The organism is Bacteroidales bacterium, from assembly GCA_023228145.1.
GTDB lineage: Bacteria > Bacteroidota > Bacteroidia > Bacteroidales > CAIWKO01 > CAIWKO01.
The window spans coordinates 36,127-57,750 of record JALOBU010000008.1; the positions used below are offsets into that span (position 1 = coordinate 36,127).

Below are 21,624 nucleotides of genomic sequence, written 5' to 3' on the forward strand. Positions count from 1 at the left end.
TAAAAACCGAATTTTTTAAATGATTAATATCCAGAAAAATGTTTGACAAAAAAGTCCTTAATGCCTGTTCTGTCATCATTGGTGTTTTCTTCATCTTCTCTGGTTTCGGAAAAGTTTTAGATACGGCTGCTTTTAGTAAACTAATTGCACAATATGGGTTCAGCTATTTCATGGTTCTTTCTCCTGTTATTGTTATTTTAGAAATTTTTCTTGGGCTTTTACTAATCTTACTAATAAAACCAAAGTCTTCTGCTTTTTATTCTTTTTTACTATTGATATTTTTCACAGCCGCATTTGCTTATGCGCATTTTTCAAAAGGAGTAAATGACTGCGGTTGTTTCGGAACTATGAAACATACAAATATTTCCCCCGCATTTTCATTTGTTAGAAATCTGCTATTGATCATATTATCATTTCTAATTTGGCTCAAATACCCGAGCGAAAAAACTTCAACAGCAAGGTGGAAATATTATGTTATCATTTTAATTATGGGAATTTCAATTTTTATCGCGGGATATACCTTCGAAAATCCTTTTATGAGCTCAGGGAAAAAAAATAAACATAAATTTCAAAATTTACCAATTAAAGACACTCAATTGTCAAAATATCTCACAACTTCTTACGATAGCACATACCTGGTTTTTTGTTTTTCCTATAATTGTCCGCACTGCTGGAATTCTATAGAAAACCTTAATCATTTTAAAGAAACAAGGGCTGTGGACAGCATTATCGCCTTTTCTACCGGAAGCCCCACTGCCAAAGATTTTTTTAATAAAAATTTTTCGCCGGACTTTTCAATTATTGAAATGCCAGCAGATACAATCAGTATTTTAGCAGATGGATTTCCCACAACTTTCTTTATAATTCATGATACAGTTAAATTTGTTATCCAATCCGTATTGCCATCACCGGTAACATTTAAAAAGCAATATTTTCCACAATAAATTAAAATTTTTAACCCATGAAATCAAAACTAATGAAGTGTATCGTGCCGGTAAGTTTCGGACTGATACTGGCTGTTATCAGCATTTCCGGTTTTTTAACCAGCTGTGTTGACATTGATAACTGCACCGACCCCGACTATCCTTATTGGTGTTCTTCGGCAAAACACTGCTGTGGTTACGAATATACAGACGGTCACGGCACATGTTACAACACTCTTGATGGTTGCAGGGCCTCGGGCTATGCTTGTGAGCATTGTTGGGTAGAATAACTATTTTTTATCTCCTAAAAAGGAATAATTTTTCTTTAAATATGTGGTTATTTGTGTTAGCTATGTATGTGTTTTGTTAACAGCATAATTATTATGGGGAAAAAAATCAGATTAAGGATTAACAATAACAAAAGTTATTTTCATTATACTGTTTTTTTATTGTTTTTTTTCATTTTTATTTCTTCCGCCAACAGAAATTTTGCCCAAAAAAACTTACCCGCAGATAACCTTTGTGGCGAATGGTGGACACCCGAAAACCAGGGCCGGATTATTTTTTTCAAAGACGGAACTACCTATTCCGGGAAAGTAAGCTGGTTTAAAGTTCCTAACGATCCCGAAACCGGGAAGCCCAAACTGGATAAACATAACCCAAACCCTGCATTGCGTAAAAGGCCTGTTATGGGACTTGTTCTGTTTTATAACTTCAAATACGATCCTTCAAAAAATAAATATGTTGACGGAAAGCTTTATGACTCTGAGCATGGAAAGACATACTCCTGCTGGATAAAATTGACAAGCCATAATGTTCTTGAGTTGCATGGCTATGTTGGTTTTTCGCTTATCGGAAAATCTGTTTATTTCACCAGGGTACAAAAATAATTTGCGGATGCAGACAGTTGTTGTGTTGACCGGAGCGGGTGTAAGTGCCGAAAGCGGTATAAAAACCTTCCGCGACAGCGACGGGTTGTGGGAAGAACACCGCATCGAGGATGTTGCCACATATGATGCCTGGTTGAGGAACCGCGATCTTGTACTCGAATTTTACAACCAACGCAGAAGGCAACTGGCGAAAGTGGAACCTAATGCCGCCCATTATTCCCTGGCAAAACTCGAAAAAAAATATAACGTTCATATCATTACTCAAAATGTGGACAACCTGCATGAACGGGCGGGTTCAAAAAACATATTGCATCTGCATGGCGAACTCACCAAAGCCCGGAGCACTCTTGACGAAACCCTGATTTATGACATCGGGTTTAATGACATTAAAGAGGGCGACAAATGTGCGAAAGGTTCGCAATTGCGACCACATATTGTTTGGTTCGGCGAAGCTGTGCCCAACATAATGCTTGCAGCTACCCTGGCAAAAAAAGCAGACATTTTATTGATTATAGGGACTTCCCTGCTTGTTTACCCTGCCGCTGGCCTTATTGACTATGCGCCGACTTCTGTTCCGAAATATTACATAGACCCGAAAGCGGCAAATTCATCACATTATAAAAATCTCACTGTGATCAAAGAAAAAGCCGGAACAGGAGTGCCGGCTTTGGTGGAGAAAATGCTTCAGGAATAATTTTTACCAATCTTAAGTCCTAACGGGACAATCCCAAAGGGAATGAATATTGGCAGATAATTATTAACACTTAGATTATTAATTCCTATAGGGACGAAATACATTTTTACCGTACCAATAAAATATATTTTAAGAATTTGACAAAGCCATCAAGGCTGAAAATTATTTTATATAAAATACTTGCTTTTAATATATTTCTTTTTTAATTTTACAAAGAAAATCTTAACACATCATTATGAAAACATCAGCTTTGAATCTTTACAGGTCTTTTGTAAAAGTATCAGTAGTTCTACTGTATATTGTTACACTCGGTAGTGTCAATGCTTCCTCTTTGACTACATCTCCCAAAAGCAATGACCCCGCTATTCCGCCGGCCCAAATCAGCATTACTTTAACACCTTATGTATATCCGAACGGGTTTAACACCAGTTGTTTTGGATACAAGGACGGCAGTATAAACCTTACAGTCAGCTGGGGAAAAGCACCCTATCATTTTAAATGGAGTAACGGCGAAACCACAGAAGACATCAGCGGCCTGCCCGCCGGATATTATAAGGTGGTGGTGGTTGACTCGAAAAACAACGAAGCTACTGCCGAGATAACCTTACAGGAGCCCGACCCCAAGCAACAGCCCGAAATAGCATCGACGGTGTATATGTATCCCAACGGTTATAATATCAGTTGTTATAATTGCTTTAACGGTATCATAGAACTCACCGTTACCGGCGGCTCCGGTAATTATGGCTTTGACTGGAGTGACGGAGCTGTTACGCAGGACCGCGCAGGGCTGGGCGCCGGAGAATATTCGGTGACTATAAGTGACAACAGCTCCTGTGGCAACGGAGAAAAATATTATTTAAGTTTTAACCTCCGTGAGCCCGGCAAAGAGGGCTGGACTATGGACGGTAATTACAACACCAGCCCTCCCGGCCAGTTTATAGGCACAGCCGACAATAATGACCTGGTTTTTAAAACCAACGGCATGGAACGCCTTACCATAAGCAAAGATGGGAATGTGGGGGTAGGAGTCAACAATCCTGATACAAAGCTTGGCGTAAATGGAAATATGAATATTACAGGGATATTAAAAAGTGATAGCCTTGCAGGCGACGGTTTTAAATTTGACAGTACTTCTGCAAAAAGTTATAATCTTGTTTATGCCGACGAAGTAGGCACGATTATAACCCTTTCAGATCCCTTTGTTGTCGGGACACAGATACATTTTTGCGGCACACCTTCGACAGCATGGTTTCTGGGGGGAAATCAAATCAATAGTACAAATGCCAATGCTAATTATATTGGAACATGTAATTATAGGCCATTCCGAATATTCACAAACGGTTCAGAAAGGTTCAGAATTACAGAGGATGGAAATTTAGGTATAGGTACTGATGATCCTGAAAACTATAAGGCAAAAATTGATGCTGGAGAGGATAATGGGCTGTGGATAAAAACCACACACGGTAATTCGCAATACGGGTATTGTTTTAAAATGGATGTTGATAGAGATGATACGAAGGCAATGGCTGTTTGGAATTCAGGCATTGAAAATTTTTTAGTATATGGCAGTGGAAGAGTTTTTGCCAGGGAAATTACAGTCTCATTAGGAACGCTTGGAGATTTTGTTTTTGATAAGGATTACAATCTTATGACAATAAGAGATTTAGAAAAATTTATTTATAAAAACCACCATTTGCCAGGTATCCCATCAGCAAATGAAGTAAATTCAAATGGTTTAAATGTCGGAGAATTTCAAAATCTATTACTACAAAAAATTGAAGAGTTAACATTGTATGTTATTGAGCTTAACAAGAAGAATGAGGAGATGGAAAAAGAAATTTCAAAACTGAAAAACGAAAACAAAAATGATTAAAATAATAATAGCTTTTTATTTATCATTATTCTCCCTATACTGTATATCTCAAAACTCAGAAAAAAATGATTCAACCAGATATGCAAGTAATTCCATTTTTTTTGAAATAGGCGGTAATGGAGGATTATATTCTTTTAATTATGACAGGGTAATATCCGTTAAAAAGAATATTATAAATCTTCAAAAGACTGAATAATTATGAAAAAAATTTTTTTGATTTTAATAGCAATAGCATCTGTTACATCAGGTTGTGTAAAATATAAAGAAGGACCGTGTATGAGCAGAAGTTCTGTAAAAGGGAAACTATACGGCTATTATAATTTGACAACTTATTCTGTTGATAACGCAGACTCTTTAATTTTATTTAAGGATTATTATGGAACTTCAGTTGAAATATATTATAACGAAGTATATTCTTATGATGTTTTAAGAATTGTTGGGTATCGTGTAGATGGTGTTTTTATTGATATGGTTTGTTTTTGGGAATTAAGTGAAGATTATAAGATTTTTGACATTTATGATTCTAACGCCAATGGTATTTATGGTACTGGTCCATTTAAAAATAAAACATCTGCTTGGTACATTTTAAGGTTAACTAACGATGATATTAAAATGAAAACAAATTTTAACAACAAAGAATATCTAATAAAATTTGAAAATGTATTTTAATAAAAAAATGATGAAAAATCTCAACATTAAGATTGTTTTTTTTATTTTATATTTTTTTTATTCCCCAATAATTACAACATGTCAAATTAAAACCGATCTGATTAAGTATTGGTATTATAGAGAAAGATTAAAGTATTTCGTTGTGCCTGGTGAAAAGCATGGTGAAAGTCAACTGATTTGCGTAAGAAATCATCTATGGGCTGATAATGATTTTCTTAATAACGATATTACAGACACATTAGTTCATCCTAAATCAAAAAACGCCGATTACGGCCAGCATGGGAAACATACAGGTTTGTATATTGGTATGCTTGCGACAGAATATTATTTGCTAATGAGAAATGAGCAATATGAAGATGCGGCCAAAACATACAACGAACTTTATTTAGCTTTAAATGCAGTAAAAAAATATTGGGATGAAAAAGCAGAGCCGTACTGGGAACAAGATGAAAGTTTTAATGGCTTTTTTATTAGGGGTAATGTTGCTTGCGATTTCTTTAATCCTAATTCTTATAACGGACAAACATCTTCTGGAAAAACACATCTTGAGTTACTTAATAAAAACCTTACCCAGGGAAATACATGGGAGGGGTATTATACCGAACCCCCAGCTCAAGACCCAAGTGTAATTAATTCTACATATAATTTTCATAATTTACCAAGAGGCCATCCCGGCTATGTTGATCACCGAACATCCAAGGCTTGCAATGGAAATTATGATTTTTCAATAACACCACAAGAATTTAACGGGCATCCCGAAAGTATAAGCAAGGATGAGGCTATTTTTTTATTAATGGGTATTGAATTAACAATAAAATTAACTGCTGGTTCATGTTATGCGCTTGCTTCCAGTATGAAAGAAAAAATTATACGATTTTTGATCAACAGAGATTATTTATATGGTAATTTAATGTATCGTTTGTACGAACCGGATGGTCATAAAATTTGTGATGCAGAGGGAGGAAGTACTTATATGTATTCAGTGCCTCTACTTTTGGAACTTGGAATGGTGCCAGCACTACTTGAGACCATTGTATGGCAATTTCTTTCCTCCACATCTGCCCCCGCATCAAGTGATCCAGATTTAACAGCAGTACTTGGCGCAATAAGCAATTCATGGATTAGCACAGGTTCTAGTTTAAATGTTATATGTGAGCCTCATAATTGGGAAACATTTTATATATTATTGTGGGAAGTTTTACACAACACGAAAAAGTCAGATAATTTTCAAGAAAATTTATGTACTAAAGCCTTAGACCAACTTAATGCATCTCCATGCGAAGGCCCATATAGTTATCGTTCGGATTATTATAAAATATGTTTAAAATATGATAATGAAGGAAAATGTATTAAAGAAAAATGGGAATATGAGGGATATGGTATTTATTCTTCTGGAATAGGCTGGACATCTACCTATAAATGGTCAAAAGATAAAATGTGGCAAAATCATGGCGATTGGTATACCGGGAATTATCATGGGTTAGACTATATGCTCCTCTATAACTTATATCACATTATCAATTATGAAAATTGTCCGCATTACGTAAATTACGTTGACAGAAAACTTGCCGGGTATATGCCCATTAATAAGCAACTGGGCTTACCAAACAACAATCCTCAAGGCCCACCCGATAACCCTGTTTTTTATGAGTTTGGCACAGATTTTCGGCCAGCAAAATTTGTTGCCTTTAACACACTGGAATCCACTCAGGAAATAGGCCTTCAAACACAACCAGTGATTACTGATAATCCGGGCAATGTAACTTATGTTGCCGGCACTTCCATACATTTGAAACCCGGGTTTAAAGTTAAAGAAGGTTGTTATTTCCATGCGTATATTAATGAGCTTCATTGTAACGAATATGCTGGCGGGGCAAAAAACACAACAGTTTCTGATTATCCTGATAATATGCATATTCCTTTTTATGACTCGCTTATATCAGCACAAAAAACACCTTATGACCTGAAAGTTGACGAAGACACCGGCATGAGCAACTATGTTAAACTCGAATGTCCCGTTGATACTTTGCGTTTTAAGGGCATCAACGGCGACACCATTGATGAACTGCATACCTACTATTGGGATTTCGGCAACGGAACAACTTCAACGGAAGTGGACCCAAAAGTTTTTTATGAGCCGGGAACTTACAATTTCACACTCATACTAACCGACACCAACGGTGTTTCGGATACCATGAAAGTTGTACTTGAAGTGCCTGATTGCAGGGGTACTTTATGCGGCACCCTCACCGAAAGCCCCGCCTGCGGCTCTGCTCCTCTCCCTTATGATACTATTTATCTTGTGGATACCAACGACAATATCGTGCAAAACATAACCGCTGCGGTAACAGATTCAAACGGGTATTTCTGTTTTTACGATCGCGAGCTGAAAGCCCTTGACAGCACAGCCCTCTTTGGTTTCAAATCCGGTAAGGGCTATGTCATTGAAGACACTACTCTCCGAACTATACCAGAATGGTTCGCCCTCAGCCCTCTTCAATTAAATATTACAGATATTCCAAAACCGGAATGGACAAGGCAGTACTTTGGTGCCTCAGACCCCTTAAATTTAGTTGCAAAGACCATAGACATTAATGAAAATATCCATGTACTGGGCGCACAATATTACAATATCTCAAATACGGATTTATTGCTGCTTAAATATAATTCGGATGGAGATTTGCAGTGGGTAAGAACCTATGCCAGCCCTGGAAATATTTCCGACAACCCCGTGAATTTATGCACGGATTCGCTGTGTAACATTTATATTATTGGAAATAAGGGAGTGTACTCATACAATGTTGATTTTCTGGTTCTGAAATATGATTCGTCGGGAACACAGCAATGGATGCGGCAATACAATGCAGGAAAAAGCCCTACAAGCCAGGACTATGTTACGGATTTAGTAACGGATAATCACGGGAATTTATATGTAAGCGGGTATAGCATTGAACAAAACGCTCTAGTAAATCTGGTAACAATAAAATATAATGCCCTGGGTCGGCAGCAATGGGTCAGAACATTTTTTAGCGGCGATTACAGCCAGAATCCGGGTATTTATAATGCAGACCTGAGCGTTGATAATCTTGGAAATACTTATTTGGCCGGCAGTTGCATAGATGTTCCGGGCAATAATACCAAATATCTGATAATAAAAAGAAATCCGGCGGGCGATGTTCTGTGGACGGTAAAAAAAGATATCAACTTGTCCGGCCCCGACAATGCAACAGGAATGGCTCTTGATAAAGCAGGCAACATCTTTGTTACCGGCAATTCAGGGACTGTAAAATATGATAATGATGGTAATTTTATCTGGCATCAGCCGGGTAACTTCAATAAAATTCTTGTAGATAACTCTGATAATATTTATGTGGGAAATATCGGCCCGGCAGACTTTCTGAAAAAATACGACAATATTACAGGAAATGTATTATGGTCTTTAAATGAAAATCCGGTTTATGATTTTTTTGTGGACCGCAACAACAACATTTATTTTGGCTCAACAGATAATTGCTGGAAAGCAGATTCTGCAGGGAATATAGTGGCTTCGATAACTTTTCCGTATCAGGCCGTTTCTGCATGTATTTCCCCCAACCTGAATTTATATGTAGCCGGATATGAGCCTCAAAACGACAGCAATTATGCTTCTTACAGTATTTATATGTCCAAATATTCTCAATGCCCTTCGCTGGCGCCTTTGAGAACGATGCTTAGCGTTTCACCGGAAGATGACCGGCAAATTAAAGTTGAGGAAAAACATTTTATGATTGTTCCCAATCCCAACAACGGAGAGATGTGGCTGATATCCAAAACCCTTATTGATTTTGGCACCTATATTTCAATTTATGATTTGACCGGCCGTGAAGCTTACAGGAAACAAATCAACGAAATGTCCGACAGGGTTCAGATAAGTACATCCGGGCTGGATAACGGAATATATCTTTATACGGTTATATCGGCACAGGGAAAAATGCTAGCAAAAGATAAACTGGTAATAATAAAATAAGATACAAAGAGCAGCAAGCCTTTAAATTACTGACGGGGTGACTGCCATTGCGCATGCTTTCGCGCAGTCACCCCGACAGTTAACGATTCACTTATTATTATACTTATTCATCGCGATATTCACGCCTTCGCAAACAAAACTGAGTATGGCATCAACAGCCACGGGTATCCGCTCAAGCATGATCTTTTCCTCTTCTTTGGTCCATTTTCCAAGCACATAATCCACCTGGTAGCCTTTGGCAAAATCATTGCCCACGCCAACTCTCAGTCGCGAAAATTCTTCGCTTTCCAAAGTCGTGATAATATGGTTCAGTCCGTTATGGCCGCCATCGCCGCCTCTGGCTTTCATGCGTAAAGTTCCAAGCGGCAGGTCAAGGTCATCAACCACCACCAGCAGGTTTTCGGCCGGGATGCTTTCGGCATTCAGCCAATATTTTATTGCTTTGCCGCTCAGGTTCACATAGGTGGCTGGTTTCAGAAGAAACAGCGTTTTCCCTTTGTGCGTAACCCGGGCAACAGCGCCATGCCTCCCGCTTGCAAATGACGCCCTGAGTCGTTGTGCCAGCGCATCCAGAACCACAAATCCGGCGTTATGGCGGGTGTTGGCGTATTCATCGCCGATATTGCCCAGGCCGGTGATAAGGTATTTTTTGGATTCGGACACTATCATAAGTACAAAAATAAAAAAAGCTGCCGATGTTTTATTTTCCCGGCAGCTTTGTGATACAAAGAAATTTATTTTTTCCCTTTTTCTTTGCCTTTGTCTTTACCTTTTTCTTCGGCGGCTGGGGCTTTAGCTCCTGCAGCAGCACCTGGTGCTGCGGCTGCCGGAGTGCCGGGAGCGCCGGGAGCAGCGGCTTCAGCAGCAGGAGCAACTTCTTCAACAACCCTTGTTACGGTTACAGCAACTACTGTATTATTTTTGTTTTCCGTAAACATAAAATTTTCGGTAGGAATATCTCCGATTTTTACCGATTGCCCTATTTCAAACGGGGTAATGTTAATTTCTATCTTTTCAGGCATGTGTGCCGGAAGGGCTTTGATTTTTAGCCGTCGGTACTTTTGAACCATGCGGCCGCCTTTTAACACACCGGCAGCTGTACCTGTAACAATCACAGGTATGTTCATCAATATAGGCCTGTCGGGATGCAACTCCAGAAAATCAGCATGAAGAATGTTGTCGGTAACAGGATGGTATTGTATGTCCTGAAGAATGGCATCCAATTCCTTGTCTCCCAGCTGAAGTTTCACATAGCAAACATCCGGTGTAAAAACGATGTTTTTAAAACTTTTTGCTTCGGTAAAAAAGTGTACTTGTTCTTTTCCGCCATAGACCACGCAAGGCACACCGCCTTCGTTGCGGATTTTTCTAGCATCTTTTTTCCCTACGTTCCCGCGAAGGGAACCGCTCAATGATACTACTTTCATTTTTTTTAATTTTAAGTGAATATTTATTATTTATTGAAGTGATGTAAATTTAAAATGGGAGCTTATGGATTCGCAATTTATAACGCTGTTGATTACATCAGCAAAAAGATTGGCGGTGGATAAAACATTAATTTTTTCGCATTGTATTGCTCTTTCATTCAGGGGGATGGTGTCGGTAACAATAACTTCTGTGAGGGCTGATTTTTCAATTTTTTCACATGCCTTATCGGAAAATACCGGATGGGTGCACATGGCGCGAACGCTGGCAGCGCCTTTTGATTTTATCAGGTCTGCTGCTTTGGTTATAGTTCCTGCCGTATCAATAATGTCGTCAACCAAAATTACATTTTTGTTTTCCACGTCTCCAATAACCACCATATTTCCAATTTGATTTGGCTTGGGGCGCTGTTTAAAACAAATCACCAGGTCGGCATCCAGATATTTGGCATAAGTGCCTGCCCTGCGTGTACCTCCGGTGTCGGGTGACGACATGGTTAGATTTTCAAGCTTCAGGCTTTGAAGGTATGGAACAAAAATGGTAGATGCATACAGATGGTCAACGGGTATGTCAAAATAGCCCTGAATCTGGTCGGCATGAAGGTCCATTGTAATCAGTCTGTTAATGCCGGAAGCCGTTAACAGATTGGCAATCATTTTTGAAGTTATCGGCACTCTTGGCTTGTCTTTCCTATCCTGGCGTGCAAAACCGAAATAAGGTATCACTGCGATGATATTTTTTGCAGAAGCTCTTTTTGCAGCATCAATCATCATGAATAACTCCAGAAGATTTTCGGCGGGCGGAAATGTTGATTGAATAATAAACACTTCATTACCACGAATAGTTTCGTCAAATGAAGGGCGAAATTCTCCGTCGCTAAAACAGGCATAAGAAACATCGCCGAGTTTTTTACCATAACTCAATGCTATTTTCTCAGCCAGGTATTTTGTTGCTCTTCCCGAAAAAATAGAAACTTCTGAAGACATAGCCTTTTTTTTGATGGTGCAAAATTAGAAATTTTTAGGCAAACAAACTATGGCAGTAATTATTTATTTGCAAAATAAAGCCGCATTATTACTAAAGCGGCCATTACATAATGAAAATAAATTTTTATTCTTTACTGTTGAGGGGGTCAACAAAAACTCTTGTTTTCATTTCGCGATCCAACAACAACAGGCCATGCCCTTTACCTTCCACCAACTTCAATTGTTCAAGGATTTCCGAAGCACTGGCTTCTTCCTCCACCTGTTCCGCTACAAACCATTGCAATTTGTTGTTGGTAGCGTGGTCTTTTTCCTGTATTGCAATATTTACAAGATTGTTTATCAGGGCTGTTACTTTTTGTTCGTGTTTCAACACTTCTTCAAAAACTTTTATTGGATTTTTCCAGTCGAAGGCGGGTTTATCAATAGCTGTTAATTCAACTTTACCGCCTCGTTCGTTAATAAAATTGAAAAAAATCATACCGTGGGCATTTTCTTCTTGTGCCTGTATTCGCATCCAATTGGCAAAACCGGCAAGGTTCATACGTTCAAAGTATGCTGCCATTGATAAATATAAATAAGCAGAAAAAAATTCTGCATTAATCTGACCATTTAATGCTTTTTCCATTTTTTTGGTTAACATAATATCCTCCTTTAATTAATTTTTTTGATTTTTTTGCAAAATTACAAAAATTATTTTATATAATTAGGTATTAAAATATTTATTTTAACCTTTCAGGGCATTTACCCCGCTGACAATTTCAATAATTTCCTTGGTAATAGCTGCCTGACGGGCTTTATTATAAGAAAGTTTCAGGGATTTAATAAGTTCCTCGGCATTATCCGTAGCTTTTTGCATGGCCGACATGCGCGCTCCCTGTTCCGAAGCCCATGAATCTAAAATTGCTTTATAAAACTGTATTCTTAAAGATTTGGGTACCAGTTCTTTTAAAAAAATGTTTTTGTCTGGTTCAAATAAATAATCTGTACTAATTTCTGAATTATCAACAGCTTGCGGGGATTTTTCTATTGGCAGAAATTGCTCAATGGTAAGTATCTGGGCAACAGCATTTTTAAACTGGTTATAAATCAGTTCTATTTTATCATAAGTACCTGCAGCATAAAATCCCATAAGTTTTTCGGCCAATATTTTTGTTTTTTCGTAATTCAGATTTTCATAAATATCATCATGGCTTTCGATGACCTTATATTGTTGTTTGGTAAAAAAATCAGTTGCTTTTTTCCCGATACACATTAAATGAATGTTTTCTTTTTCGTTCAGGTCGTTGTATTTTTCATGTATCTGTGTTACAGCTGCTTTAATAACATTAGAGTTAAAAGCTCCGCACAATCCCCGGTTTGAGTTTATGATAACGAGTAAAACTTTTTGAATTTTTCTTTTTTTAAAAAAAACTATATCATCGGGAGTGCTCATGCTGCTGCTTAATTCCGAAAGAATACCGCTTAAGCTGTTGGCATAAGGGCGCAGTTTAAGTATTGCACTTTGTGCTCTTCGCAATTTGGCTGCCGACACCATTTTCATGGCGCTGGTAACCTGTTTGGTAGTATTTACCGAAGCAATTCTGATTCTTACTTCTTTAAGTCCGGCCATTTGCCTTATTTTTCGTAACGGTAAATAATTTCTTGTGCTGCTTTTTCGAGCTCTTCCATCATTTCATCGGTCAGCATTCCTTTGCTTAGGTTTTCAAGAAGTTTCTTATGATACGAGTCCAGAAAATGTAAAAATTCTTCCTGAAAATTAATAATATTTTTGACAGGGATTTTTTGAAGTATCCCTTTTGTTCCGCAAAAGATGATTGCTATCTGGTGTTCGATAGACATAGGAGAATATTGCGGTTGTTTAAGTATTTCAACATTTCTTGCGCCTTTATCGAGCACGGTTTTCGTTGCGGCATCCAAGTCAGAGCCAAATTTCAGAAACGATTCCAGTTCGCGGTATTGTGCCTGATCGAGCTTAAGTGTTCCTGCAATTTTTTTCATAGGTTTTATCTGTGCGGCTCCGCCCACACGAGATACTGAAATTCCAACATTAATAGCCGGCCTGATGCCAGAGTTAAACAAAGTAGTTTCAAGAAATATCTGTCCGTCAGTAATTGAAATTACATTAGTAGGAATATACGCCGATACATCTCCTGCCTGTGTTTCGATAATTGGCAGGGCAGTGAGGGAGCCTCCTCCTTTAGCCAGATGGCGAATAGATTCGGGAAGGTCGTTCATTTTTTGAGCTATCTTATCCGATGAAATAATACGCGCAGCACGTTCCAGAAGACGGGAATGCAGATAAAATACATCTCCCGGGTAAGCTTCCCTGCCCGGTGGTCGGCGAAGCAAGAGCGACACCTCACGATATGCCACGGCTTGCTTGGATAAATCGTCATAAACAACAAGCGCAGAACCTCCAGTATCCCTAAAAAATTCGCCTATAGCAGCGCCGGCATAAGGTGCATAAAACTGCATAGCTGCCGGGTCAGAAGCCGTTGCGGAAACTACAACCGTATAAGGCATAGCGCCTTTTTCTTCAAGGGTTTTTACAATATTTGCTACGGAAGAACCTTTTTGCCCAACGGCAACGTAAATACAAAAAACCGGTTCTCCTTTGTCATAGAAAGCCCGTTGGTTTATTATTGTGTCAAGAGCTATAGCAGTTTTTCCCGTTTGTCTGTCGCCAATGATAAGCTCGCGTTGTCCCCGCCCAATAGGAATCATGGCGTCTATGGCTTTTATCCCGGTCTGCAGAGGCTGGTTAACCGGTTGTCTGAAAATTACACCAGGAGCTTTGCGTTCAATAGGCATATCATACAAATCACCGGCTATAGGGCCTTTACCGTCAATAGGTTGTCCAATAGTATTTATTACTCTTCCCAAAACACCTTTACCCACAGGTATGGAGGCTATACGGTTTGTTCTTTTCACCACATCACCCTCAATAATATTGTCGGTTTTTCCCAGAAGCACAACTCCAACATTATCTTCTTCAAGATTCAACACCACACCCATTACACCAGTTTTTTCAAATTCCACAAGCTCTCCCGAGCCCACATTAATGAGGCCGTAAACTCTTGCAATACCGTCTCCCACCTGAATAACAGTGCCGGTTTCTTCCAGCTCCGTTTCCTGGTTAAATCCTGCCAGTTGCTGGCGTAAAATTGCAGTTACTTCTGCGGGTTTTATTTCTGCCATTATCTTTAAATTAAAATTTTGGGATATAAATATTTACATTGTATTCTTTTTTCAGGCGGTTTATATTTCGCTTCACAGAAGCATCATATTGTTTGTCGCCTACTTTAAGAACAAACCCCCCGACAAGGTCGGGTTTAATTTCATTTTTAATTTCAACATTTGCTGCAAGTTGTTTCGAAAGAATTTCCTTCACGCGGGTAATTAAACCTTGGTCAGGAAAAACTGCTGTTTGAAAAACCGCCCGTTTAATGTTTTTAGATTCATCATAAAGTTCCGAATATTCTTTGGCAATTTCGGCAAGTATTATTTCTCTTTTCTTTTTTGTAAGAAATTCAAGAAATGCAAAAGATAAAGAGTCAAGTTTCTCGGCAAAAATCGCCCGAAAAATAGTATTTTTTTTAGAAACATTAATTACCGGACTCTGCATGATGCGCATAAAATCACGGCTGTTGATACTGACTTGTTTCAATAACTGCATATCCCCGAAAACTGCATCTGTTTTATTTTGGTCTTCTGCCAATAAAAACAAAGCTTTTGCATATCGTTTTGCTATTCTTTCGGATTTCATTACGGTGATGAGCTTAATTAAAGCTTATATCTTTAAGCAGTTTGTCAATAAAATCCTGTTGTTTGTTGTCTTTTGACAATTCTTGTTGTATCAATTTCTCTGCGATATCCACCGACAACAGTGCAACCTGATTCTTTAATTCTGTCAGCGCTTCCATTTTCTCATAATGTATACTGTCTTTGGCTGCCTGAACAATACGGTCTGCTTCTTCGTTGGCTTTAACTCTGGCATCTTCGATAATCTTTTCCTTGATAGCTCTGGCGTCATTCAAAAGACTGTCGCGTTCTTCTTTAGCCTCCTTAAGAAGTTGTTCGTTGCTGAATTTCAATTGTTTCATTTCGGCATGTGCCTTTTCAGCCTGTCGCAACGATTCGTCAATTTTGTTTTCACGCTCTTTCAGCATCTTAAGTACCGGTTTCCAAGCAAACTTTTTTAAAATCAACAATAACAAAAGAAATGACAGCGTCATCCAAAATATAAGCCCTATTCCGGGGGTTACTAATTCCATGTTATTATATTTTTATAATTGTTTAAAAAAATATCAACGTCCCTTTTATAATTTTTAAGAGAACAAGTAATGTTTTTTTAAATAAACAGAATCAGCAAGCAAACCACGATAGCAAAAAAAGCAACACCTTCAATAAGGGCTGCTGCCACAATCATATTTGAACGGATATCACCAACGGCTTCAGGCTGTCTGCCGATAGATTCCATGGCGCCTTTTCCGATATTTCCAATACCAAGGCCTGCGCCAATTGAAGCAATTCCTGCCCCGATGCCTGCCCCCATTTTTGCTATAGGAGCAAAATCAGCGGCTGCTTGTAATAAAACTGACATTAATGACATAATTTTTAATTTAAGTTAATTTATATTGTTTTTTTAATGTGCTGCTTCATGATGTTCTGCGGTCGCCATTCCAAAATAAAGTGACGAAAGCAAGGTGAAAACATAAGCCTGAATGAAAGCTACTAGTAACTCCAATAATCCCATAAAAACATAAAAGAAAACCGAGATGATTGAAAACCCGTATCCTGCACCAGGCGACATCTGACCGAAAATAAAGATCAGGCTGATAAATCCCAGAGCGATAATATGCCCGGCAGTCATGTTGGCAAAGAGACGGACCATCAGTACAAAAGGCTTTGTAATGACGCCGACAATTTCAACAATGGGCATTAATGGTATTACCTTCAACCACCAGGGCACGCCGGGAGCGTTGTATATTTCTTTCCAGTAATGTTTATTTCCGCTGATCGTGGTAATAATAAATGTAAACAATGCCAGCACCATCGTTACGGCGATATTTCCGGTAAGGTTTGCCCCGCCTGGGAAAAACGGTATCAGACCAAGCAGGTTGTTTATAAAAATAAAAAAGAAAATGGTCAGCAGGTAGGGCATGTATTTTTCATATCGTTTTTCACCAATGGCAGGCCTTGCAATATCATCGCGGACAAAAAGTATCAGTGGTTCCAGCCACGACTGCAAACCTTTTGGTGCTTCGTTCGGATGCTGTTTAAATCTGCGTGCAATAGAAATAAATATCCAGCAGATAAGAATGACGCTAATAAACAGGGAGGTGACATTTTTGGTAATAGAAAAATCCAGGGGCGGTTTTGCGGTCTCGTCCACCTTAACGATTTTTCCTTTTTCATTAAGTTTGTATCCTTTATATTCGGCTGTTCCGTGATGAAATTTTGACGACATGAAGGCGACAATTTTTCCATCATCATAAAGTATCACAGGCAAGGGAATGCTGAAATGTGTTTCGCCGAAATTGGCAATATGCCATTCGTGGGCATCGGAAATATGCTCAATGATAGTTTTTCCGGCATTAAAGGGCTCTTTTTCTTCAGCTTTACCAACAAATGGGCATGAGAAAATAATTAAAGCAAAAAAAATCAAATAATACTTAAAACTACCCATTTTCGAAAAACATAATAACATATTGGCCACTATCTTTTTTGAAGCAGGGCAAATATAGTTAATCTTCTTTAATCAAATGAAAATTTTAAAAAAGAAAATTAATGGCAGTATTTTAAAATTACATTTTCGGCATCAGAATAACCAAGTTTGAGGGCAATTATCATTTGCTGGCATCCTTCGTCTATTTCATCGTTCACCAACAATGCAATACCATAATTGTAATAATTTAATCCTTTTTCAGGCTTTATTAAAATAGCTTTTCTAAAATCGGTTTTTGCACCTTCAGGGTCTCCACTCAGGCTTTTGACAATACCCCTTTGTCCATAAGCTTCTTCATAATTTGAATCCAACTCAACAGCAACATTATAGTTTTCAATCGCCATATCATACTGTTTCAGATAGTAATAAGCCAGGCCTTTATTGTAATATGCCTGCGGGTCGGTAGTGATATATAATAACGCCACATTAAAATCAGCTAAGGCACTTTCAAAATTCCCATCATTTGCTTTTTCAACGCCATTCAATAGATATTTCTCATACATAAACTCATAGGAAATTGTAACTGAAGAATCTCCCATCGTTATCTCCATGGCATTTCCATTATCCCTGATAATAATTTTGTTTTTTATACTGTCAACGGCTTGTGCATAAACAAAGCACGAAAACATGGTGGTTGCTATATATGTAATTAATCTCTTCATGGTTCTTTTATGTTTAATAAAAGGACAATGAAAAAGGTAAATTAAAAAATATTATTTTTTAGGCAGATTATTTACAAGAAAGACTACGTCAAAAATGAGAAACAGTATAAATACCAACAGGAAAGATATTAGAAAATTAACGGCATCGCCTCGAAACATAAAGGCATATATAACCATAATGATAATAAAAAAAATAAACCTTAAAAATGTTACCATCATAAATGCTCTAATAAAGCTCGCCGGTTTCTCTGAAGTTACTGACAACAATATCAGGTTTGATAAAAAGGATACAGCAAAGAAAAAGGGTACCAGGTAGGGCAATGTAACAGTAATATACTTACTGTTAACAGTGAAATAAATTATCAATGATATTATTTCCAGCAACACTGAAAACAATAATGTTTGTAATAATAACTTTTTTCTCTTTTCCAATTATTTTTTTTTTATAAAATCTTTTATTGCCACATAAATAGCCACAGCAACTGAGCAAAATGACAATACAACCGTAAACACAGGAAACTTAAATTCAAGCCATTTATCAAGCAAAACACCCCCCCCAACGCCTAAAATAATAATCACCAGCATCTGTATGGCGATACTGGAGTATTTGGCATAATTATCAATAGGGATTTTTGTTTTTTTCATCCGGGGTTTTTATGGTGGCCTCAGGTTTATAGCTTTTGTCTTGCGACATATTGCAGGTGCCTGTAAAATTTGCACCTGATTCCACGGCAAATTTTCCGGCAACAATGTCACCATTTACCTTTGCAGAAGCTGTCATAGAAAGTAATTCGGTAACTGCGATTTTTGCTTTTACGATGCCCGAAATATCGGCGCTGTTACAAACGATTTCCCCCTCAATAGTTCCGGTTTTTCCCACAACCACTTTCCCTTTTGTAATTACTGAACCAGTCAAAGAACCGTCAATTCGGATATCCCCGTTTGAATTAATATCTCCTTTGATGGACGTTCCGACTCCAATAATGTTTACAACCGGGGTTTCAGTTTCAATTGTTTTAGCCATTTTATTTTTGCTGTATTTTATAATATTTATTAAAAAACTTCAGGTATTTATCAACGTCTTTATTTTGATAAAACAAGGGGTAGTTGGCTGCAGAAATCACAAAATGCCTGTAACTTGCATTTTCCAATATTTTAACCAGGCCCTGATTGTTTTGAACAGCGTTGAGATAATCCAATGCTTCGTTTTTATTATTAAATCTTGCCACATTCAGCACTTCATGTTTATCATCAAGAAACAAAGTGTTGATGGTGTATTTTTGGGTAGAAAAAAATTTCATGTTAAAATCAGAATAGGCAATCTTGACTTCGTTAATACTCGTATTTTTCATTTCCAAAACGGCAATATAAAAATGGAAAGCGCCGGGATCAAACTTGTAAATTTCTTTTGTTTCGGTTTTTACAGTATCGGTTATATTTACATTCTCTCCGGACGACATATTTTTTATTCGCGACAAAGCATCTAAGTATTCCTGCGCTTTGCCTGCCGGTTCTGTTCCGCCGTATTTACTTACTATATCTTTTAAGGTTTTTTCAAATGTTTCTGTGGGTTGAGTTTTCCCAATGGCAAGTGCTTTGAGCAGTTCAAACTTGGGGACAAGTTTTTTATCTTTAAGAGTTTTAATTACACTGTCAGCATTGTTTATCACGATATTATAATTTCCCTCCTGATAAAGCATGTATGTTTCTTTGTAGTATTTTTCGTAACGATTTTGTTTTTCTTCAAGTTTTACATAATATTCAGGGTCCTGAATTATTTTAGCATAGTCGCTGTCGGGATATTTTGTTAAAATCAGGTTTTTATAATAATCGGCTTTTGGAGTATTGTCTGTGGAGATATAAATCTGAAAAAGATTATAATACGCCGGAAGTATGTGAATGCTTTCGGGGTAACGTTTTTCTAATTTATTAAAGGCTTCAACGGATTTATCATTGTCTAACAGAGATTCCTTATAAATATACCCAATATTATACAGCGCTTCAGCAATGTCCAGATTTGATTTTTCAATAGCTTCAGGCGTCAGTGGTAATTGTGAAATATAATAATTTCTGTCTTTGAGATTGATTTTTGTACTGTCTTTTTTATTATCGGTGCTGTCAGACTCTTCGGTTATGTCCTGAAATTGTATTTCTGTAAATGTTTTGTCACTAAGCCGCCACAGGTCTTCGTAGGGCCTTTTTCCCCATTTGCGGACAAATTCAGTATATCCGAAATTCATGGAGGTTGGATTATAAAAATACCAGGAACCTGTGGTTTGCATATTGTTCTGATTTTGCATTGCCAATGCCAGATTTTGCTGACGCTCCATTTCTTCCTGCCGTTTGCGTTCTTCATCTTTTCTGATTTGTTCAATCACTTCATCAATTTTTTTATTTCTTTCTCCTACAGGCATCCGGGCAAGTTTTTGCAGGCTATCCTGTAAATCAACAGCATTAATATTTTTTACCAGCTCGTTCAGGGTGTTTTTTTTGTTTTCAATCAGAATATAATTAGGATAATCTTTTGGTAAAAACTGCACACAACTGTCATAATATACCTGAGCTGGCTTGTATAAAGGTTCGGCAAAGTATAAATCAGCAAGTTTCAGGTAAGATCTGGCTTTCTGTTTGTTATTTGACACACTCAGGCGCGCTGATTTTTTCAAGTTTTCAACAGCGGACTCCATGTCGTTTTCCTTAAGGTTAATGTCTGCAATAACATAATATATCTGGTCAAGATATTCTTTATTTTTATCATCACGCAGCATTTTACTCAGTAGTTTTTTTATGTCTTTGCTGTCACCGGAAGTAACATCGTAATTCTGGGCAAGGTTCATTTTTGCTGCAAACTCCATATCATATATAGGGTTCAACTTGATGACTTTTTTAAAATTTTCATTGGATTTTGGCAATTGCCCGGTACGTTGGTATGCCTGAGCAAGTATAAAATGCAGCCGTGTACGAATTCTTTTCTTTTTGTTGAGTTTAATACTAGCGTTAAGATTTTCTATGGCCTGCTCATAACGTTCCTGTTTCAATAATACATTACTTAAAGCCATAGGATAAAGTTTTTCTGCAGTACGGGTGCTTTTCTTTTTTTCAAACTTATTCTCTATGGAAACCAACAGAGCCTCTGCCTCGTCCAGCCTGTCTTGCTGAACATTAATCAAAGATTTTAAAATAATAACTTCATTTTTTAAATCGCTTTTTTTAAACCTGTTAAGTATATAGTTACAGGTCTGCATGGCCAAGTCATATTCTTGCTTGTAGAAATAAGATTGACCAATAAGCAGATATGCATCATCTATCCACTTGATGTATTCTTTTCCTTTTATAAAAATTGAATGCCTTTGAACTACTATTGAGCCCTTTTCGAGAGAACGGTCAAGATAATTATAAACTGATTGAGCGTCGGTTTTCGTTCCAAGTTGAAAAACAGGTAATATTTTAGTAAAGTCATCCTTGCTTATTTTACCAAGCTCAATTGTGCCTTCCTTTAGGGCTTCCTTGCCATTAAAGTATGCATTATAGTGTGCTGTGAGATTATGATATACTCTTCTTGTAAATGTGTTTTTTTTTGTAGAACAAGATAGAGAAAAAATCAAAAACAATATTATGACTGCCGCCAAAATTCTTGCCAGATATTTATAATGCACTTTCTTGAGGTTAAAACAAAATAACTTTTTTTTTACAAAATTATTTTATTTTTTCATAATTAGCTCATTTTTTCCGCGTTAATTTCCCTGACTACACCAAAGTATGATAATA

General features: G+C 37.5%; 22 protein-coding genes. 8 read left to right on the top strand and 14 right to left on the bottom strand.

Translation table 11 applies throughout. The features are described from left to right. Positions 1–38 precede the first annotated feature (38 nt). From M0R16_05590 to M0R16_05620, 7 genes are all read left to right on the top strand, one after another. The gene (locus M0R16_05590) at positions 39–944 is read left to right on the top strand and encodes a hypothetical protein (GenBank protein MCK9612357.1); all 906 of its coding nucleotides are present in this window, start codon (positions 39–41) and stop codon (positions 942–944) included. A 17-nt stretch (positions 945–961) separates the two neighbouring features. After that, positions 962–1,213, top strand: coding sequence for a hypothetical protein (locus M0R16_05595; protein MCK9612358.1), 252 nt, complete (start codon positions 962–964; stop codon positions 1,211–1,213). Positions 1,214–1,306: 93 nt separating this feature from the next. Beyond that, entirely contained in the window at positions 1,307–1,813 is a 507-nt protein-coding gene (locus M0R16_05600) for a DUF2147 domain-containing protein (protein MCK9612359.1), read from the top strand. 7 nt (positions 1,814–1,820) lie between these two features. Continuing rightward, complete coding sequence (locus tag M0R16_05605; protein MCK9612360.1) at positions 1,821–2,507, top strand: NAD-dependent deacylase; 687 nt, start codon at positions 1,821–1,823, stop codon at positions 2,505–2,507. Positions 2,508–2,742: 235 nt separating this feature from the next. Then, positions 2,743–4,380 (top strand): hypothetical protein, encoded by a 1,638-nt coding sequence (locus M0R16_05610; protein MCK9612361.1) that lies wholly within the window; start codon positions 2,743–2,745, stop codon positions 4,378–4,380. 198 nt (positions 4,381–4,578) lie between these two features. After that, the gene (locus M0R16_05615) at positions 4,579–5,049 is read left to right on the top strand and encodes a hypothetical protein (protein ID MCK9612362.1); all 471 of its coding nucleotides are present in this window, start codon (positions 4,579–4,581) and stop codon (positions 5,047–5,049) included. 142 nt (positions 5,050–5,191) lie between these two features. Beyond that, a complete protein-coding gene (locus M0R16_05620; protein ID MCK9612363.1) occupies positions 5,192–9,055 on the top strand; it encodes an SBBP repeat-containing protein in 3,864 nt (1,287 codons plus the stop codon). Positions 9,056–9,142: 87 nt separating this feature from the next. On the opposite strand, the gene pth is transcribed toward M0R16_05620, so the two are convergent. The 11 genes from pth to M0R16_05675 all read right to left on the bottom strand — a co-directional run bounded on the left by pth (position 9,143) and on the right by M0R16_05675 (position 17,856). Next, positions 9,143–9,724 carry an aminoacyl-tRNA hydrolase gene (gene pth, locus M0R16_05625; GenBank protein ID MCK9612364.1) on the bottom strand — a complete coding sequence of 194 codons (582 nt, stop codon included), beginning with the start codon at positions 9,722–9,724 and terminating at the stop codon, positions 9,143–9,145. A gap of 65 nt (positions 9,725–9,789) precedes the next feature. Next, on the bottom strand, positions 9,790–10,482 hold the full coding sequence (locus tag M0R16_05630) for a 50S ribosomal protein L25/general stress protein Ctc (protein MCK9612365.1): 693 nt from the start codon (positions 10,480–10,482) through the stop codon (positions 9,790–9,792). Positions 10,483–10,512: 30 nt separating this feature from the next. Continuing rightward, on the bottom strand, positions 10,513–11,466 hold the full coding sequence (locus tag M0R16_05635; GenBank protein ID MCK9612366.1) for a ribose-phosphate pyrophosphokinase: 954 nt from the start codon (positions 11,464–11,466) through the stop codon (positions 10,513–10,515). A gap of 124 nt (positions 11,467–11,590) precedes the next feature. Beyond that, positions 11,591–12,091 (bottom strand): ferritin, encoded by a 501-nt coding sequence (locus tag M0R16_05640; GenBank protein MCK9612367.1) that lies wholly within the window; start codon positions 12,089–12,091, stop codon positions 11,591–11,593. Between the two features lie 99 nt (positions 12,092–12,190). Then, a complete protein-coding gene (gene atpG / locus M0R16_05645; GenBank protein MCK9612368.1) occupies positions 12,191–13,075 on the bottom strand; it encodes an ATP synthase F1 subunit gamma in 885 nt (294 codons plus the stop codon). A 5-nt stretch (positions 13,076–13,080) separates the two neighbouring features. Then, positions 13,081–14,667: a F0F1 ATP synthase subunit alpha gene (gene atpA, locus M0R16_05650; protein MCK9612369.1), complete on the bottom strand. Its 1,587-nt coding sequence runs from the start codon at positions 14,665–14,667 to the stop codon at positions 13,081–13,083. 7 nt (positions 14,668–14,674) lie between these two features. Continuing rightward, positions 14,675–15,232 (bottom strand): ATP synthase F1 subunit delta, encoded by a 558-nt coding sequence (atpH, locus tag M0R16_05655; protein MCK9612370.1) that lies wholly within the window; start codon positions 15,230–15,232, stop codon positions 14,675–14,677. 13 nt (positions 15,233–15,245) lie between these two features. Further along, on the bottom strand, positions 15,246–15,740 hold the full coding sequence (atpF, locus tag M0R16_05660; GenBank protein ID MCK9612371.1) for a F0F1 ATP synthase subunit B: 495 nt from the start codon (positions 15,738–15,740) through the stop codon (positions 15,246–15,248). Between the two features lie 77 nt (positions 15,741–15,817). Continuing rightward, complete coding sequence (gene atpE, locus M0R16_05665; GenBank protein MCK9612372.1) at positions 15,818–16,078, bottom strand: ATP synthase F0 subunit C; 261 nt, start codon at positions 16,076–16,078, stop codon at positions 15,818–15,820. A gap of 33 nt (positions 16,079–16,111) precedes the next feature. After that, positions 16,112–17,155: a F0F1 ATP synthase subunit A gene (atpB, locus tag M0R16_05670; GenBank protein MCK9612373.1), complete on the bottom strand. Its 1,044-nt coding sequence runs from the start codon at positions 17,153–17,155 to the stop codon at positions 16,112–16,114. A 98-nt stretch (positions 17,156–17,253) separates the two neighbouring features. After that, complete coding sequence (locus M0R16_05675) at positions 17,254–17,856, bottom strand: tetratricopeptide repeat protein (GenBank protein ID MCK9612374.1); 603 nt, start codon at positions 17,854–17,856, stop codon at positions 17,254–17,256. 94 nt (positions 17,857–17,950) lie between these two features. Here M0R16_05675 and M0R16_05680 point away from each other — a divergent pair, with 94 nt between their 5' ends. Continuing rightward, the gene (locus tag M0R16_05680; protein ID MCK9612375.1) at positions 17,951–18,172 is read left to right on the top strand and encodes a hypothetical protein; all 222 of its coding nucleotides are present in this window, start codon (positions 17,951–17,953) and stop codon (positions 18,170–18,172) included. Between the two features lie 116 nt (positions 18,173–18,288). On the opposite strand, the gene M0R16_05685 is transcribed toward M0R16_05680, so the two are convergent. Genes M0R16_05685 through M0R16_05695 form a run of 3 tightly spaced genes read right to left on the bottom strand, consistent with a single transcriptional unit; the run spans position 18,289 to position 21,461 of the window. Next, the gene (locus tag M0R16_05685) at positions 18,289–18,501 is read right to left on the bottom strand and encodes an AtpZ/AtpI family protein (GenBank protein ID MCK9612376.1); all 213 of its coding nucleotides are present in this window, start codon (positions 18,499–18,501) and stop codon (positions 18,289–18,291) included. Continuing rightward, positions 18,476–18,880, bottom strand: coding sequence for a polymer-forming cytoskeletal protein (locus M0R16_05690; protein MCK9612377.1), 405 nt, complete (start codon positions 18,878–18,880; stop codon positions 18,476–18,478). Before M0R16_05690 ends, M0R16_05685 begins: the two co-directional genes overlap by 26 nt. Before the next feature lies 1 nt (position 18,881). Further along, on the bottom strand, positions 18,882–21,461 hold the full coding sequence (locus M0R16_05695) for a tetratricopeptide repeat protein (GenBank protein MCK9612378.1): 2,580 nt from the start codon (positions 21,459–21,461) through the stop codon (positions 18,882–18,884). Between the last annotated feature and the right edge of the window lie 163 nt (positions 21,462–21,624).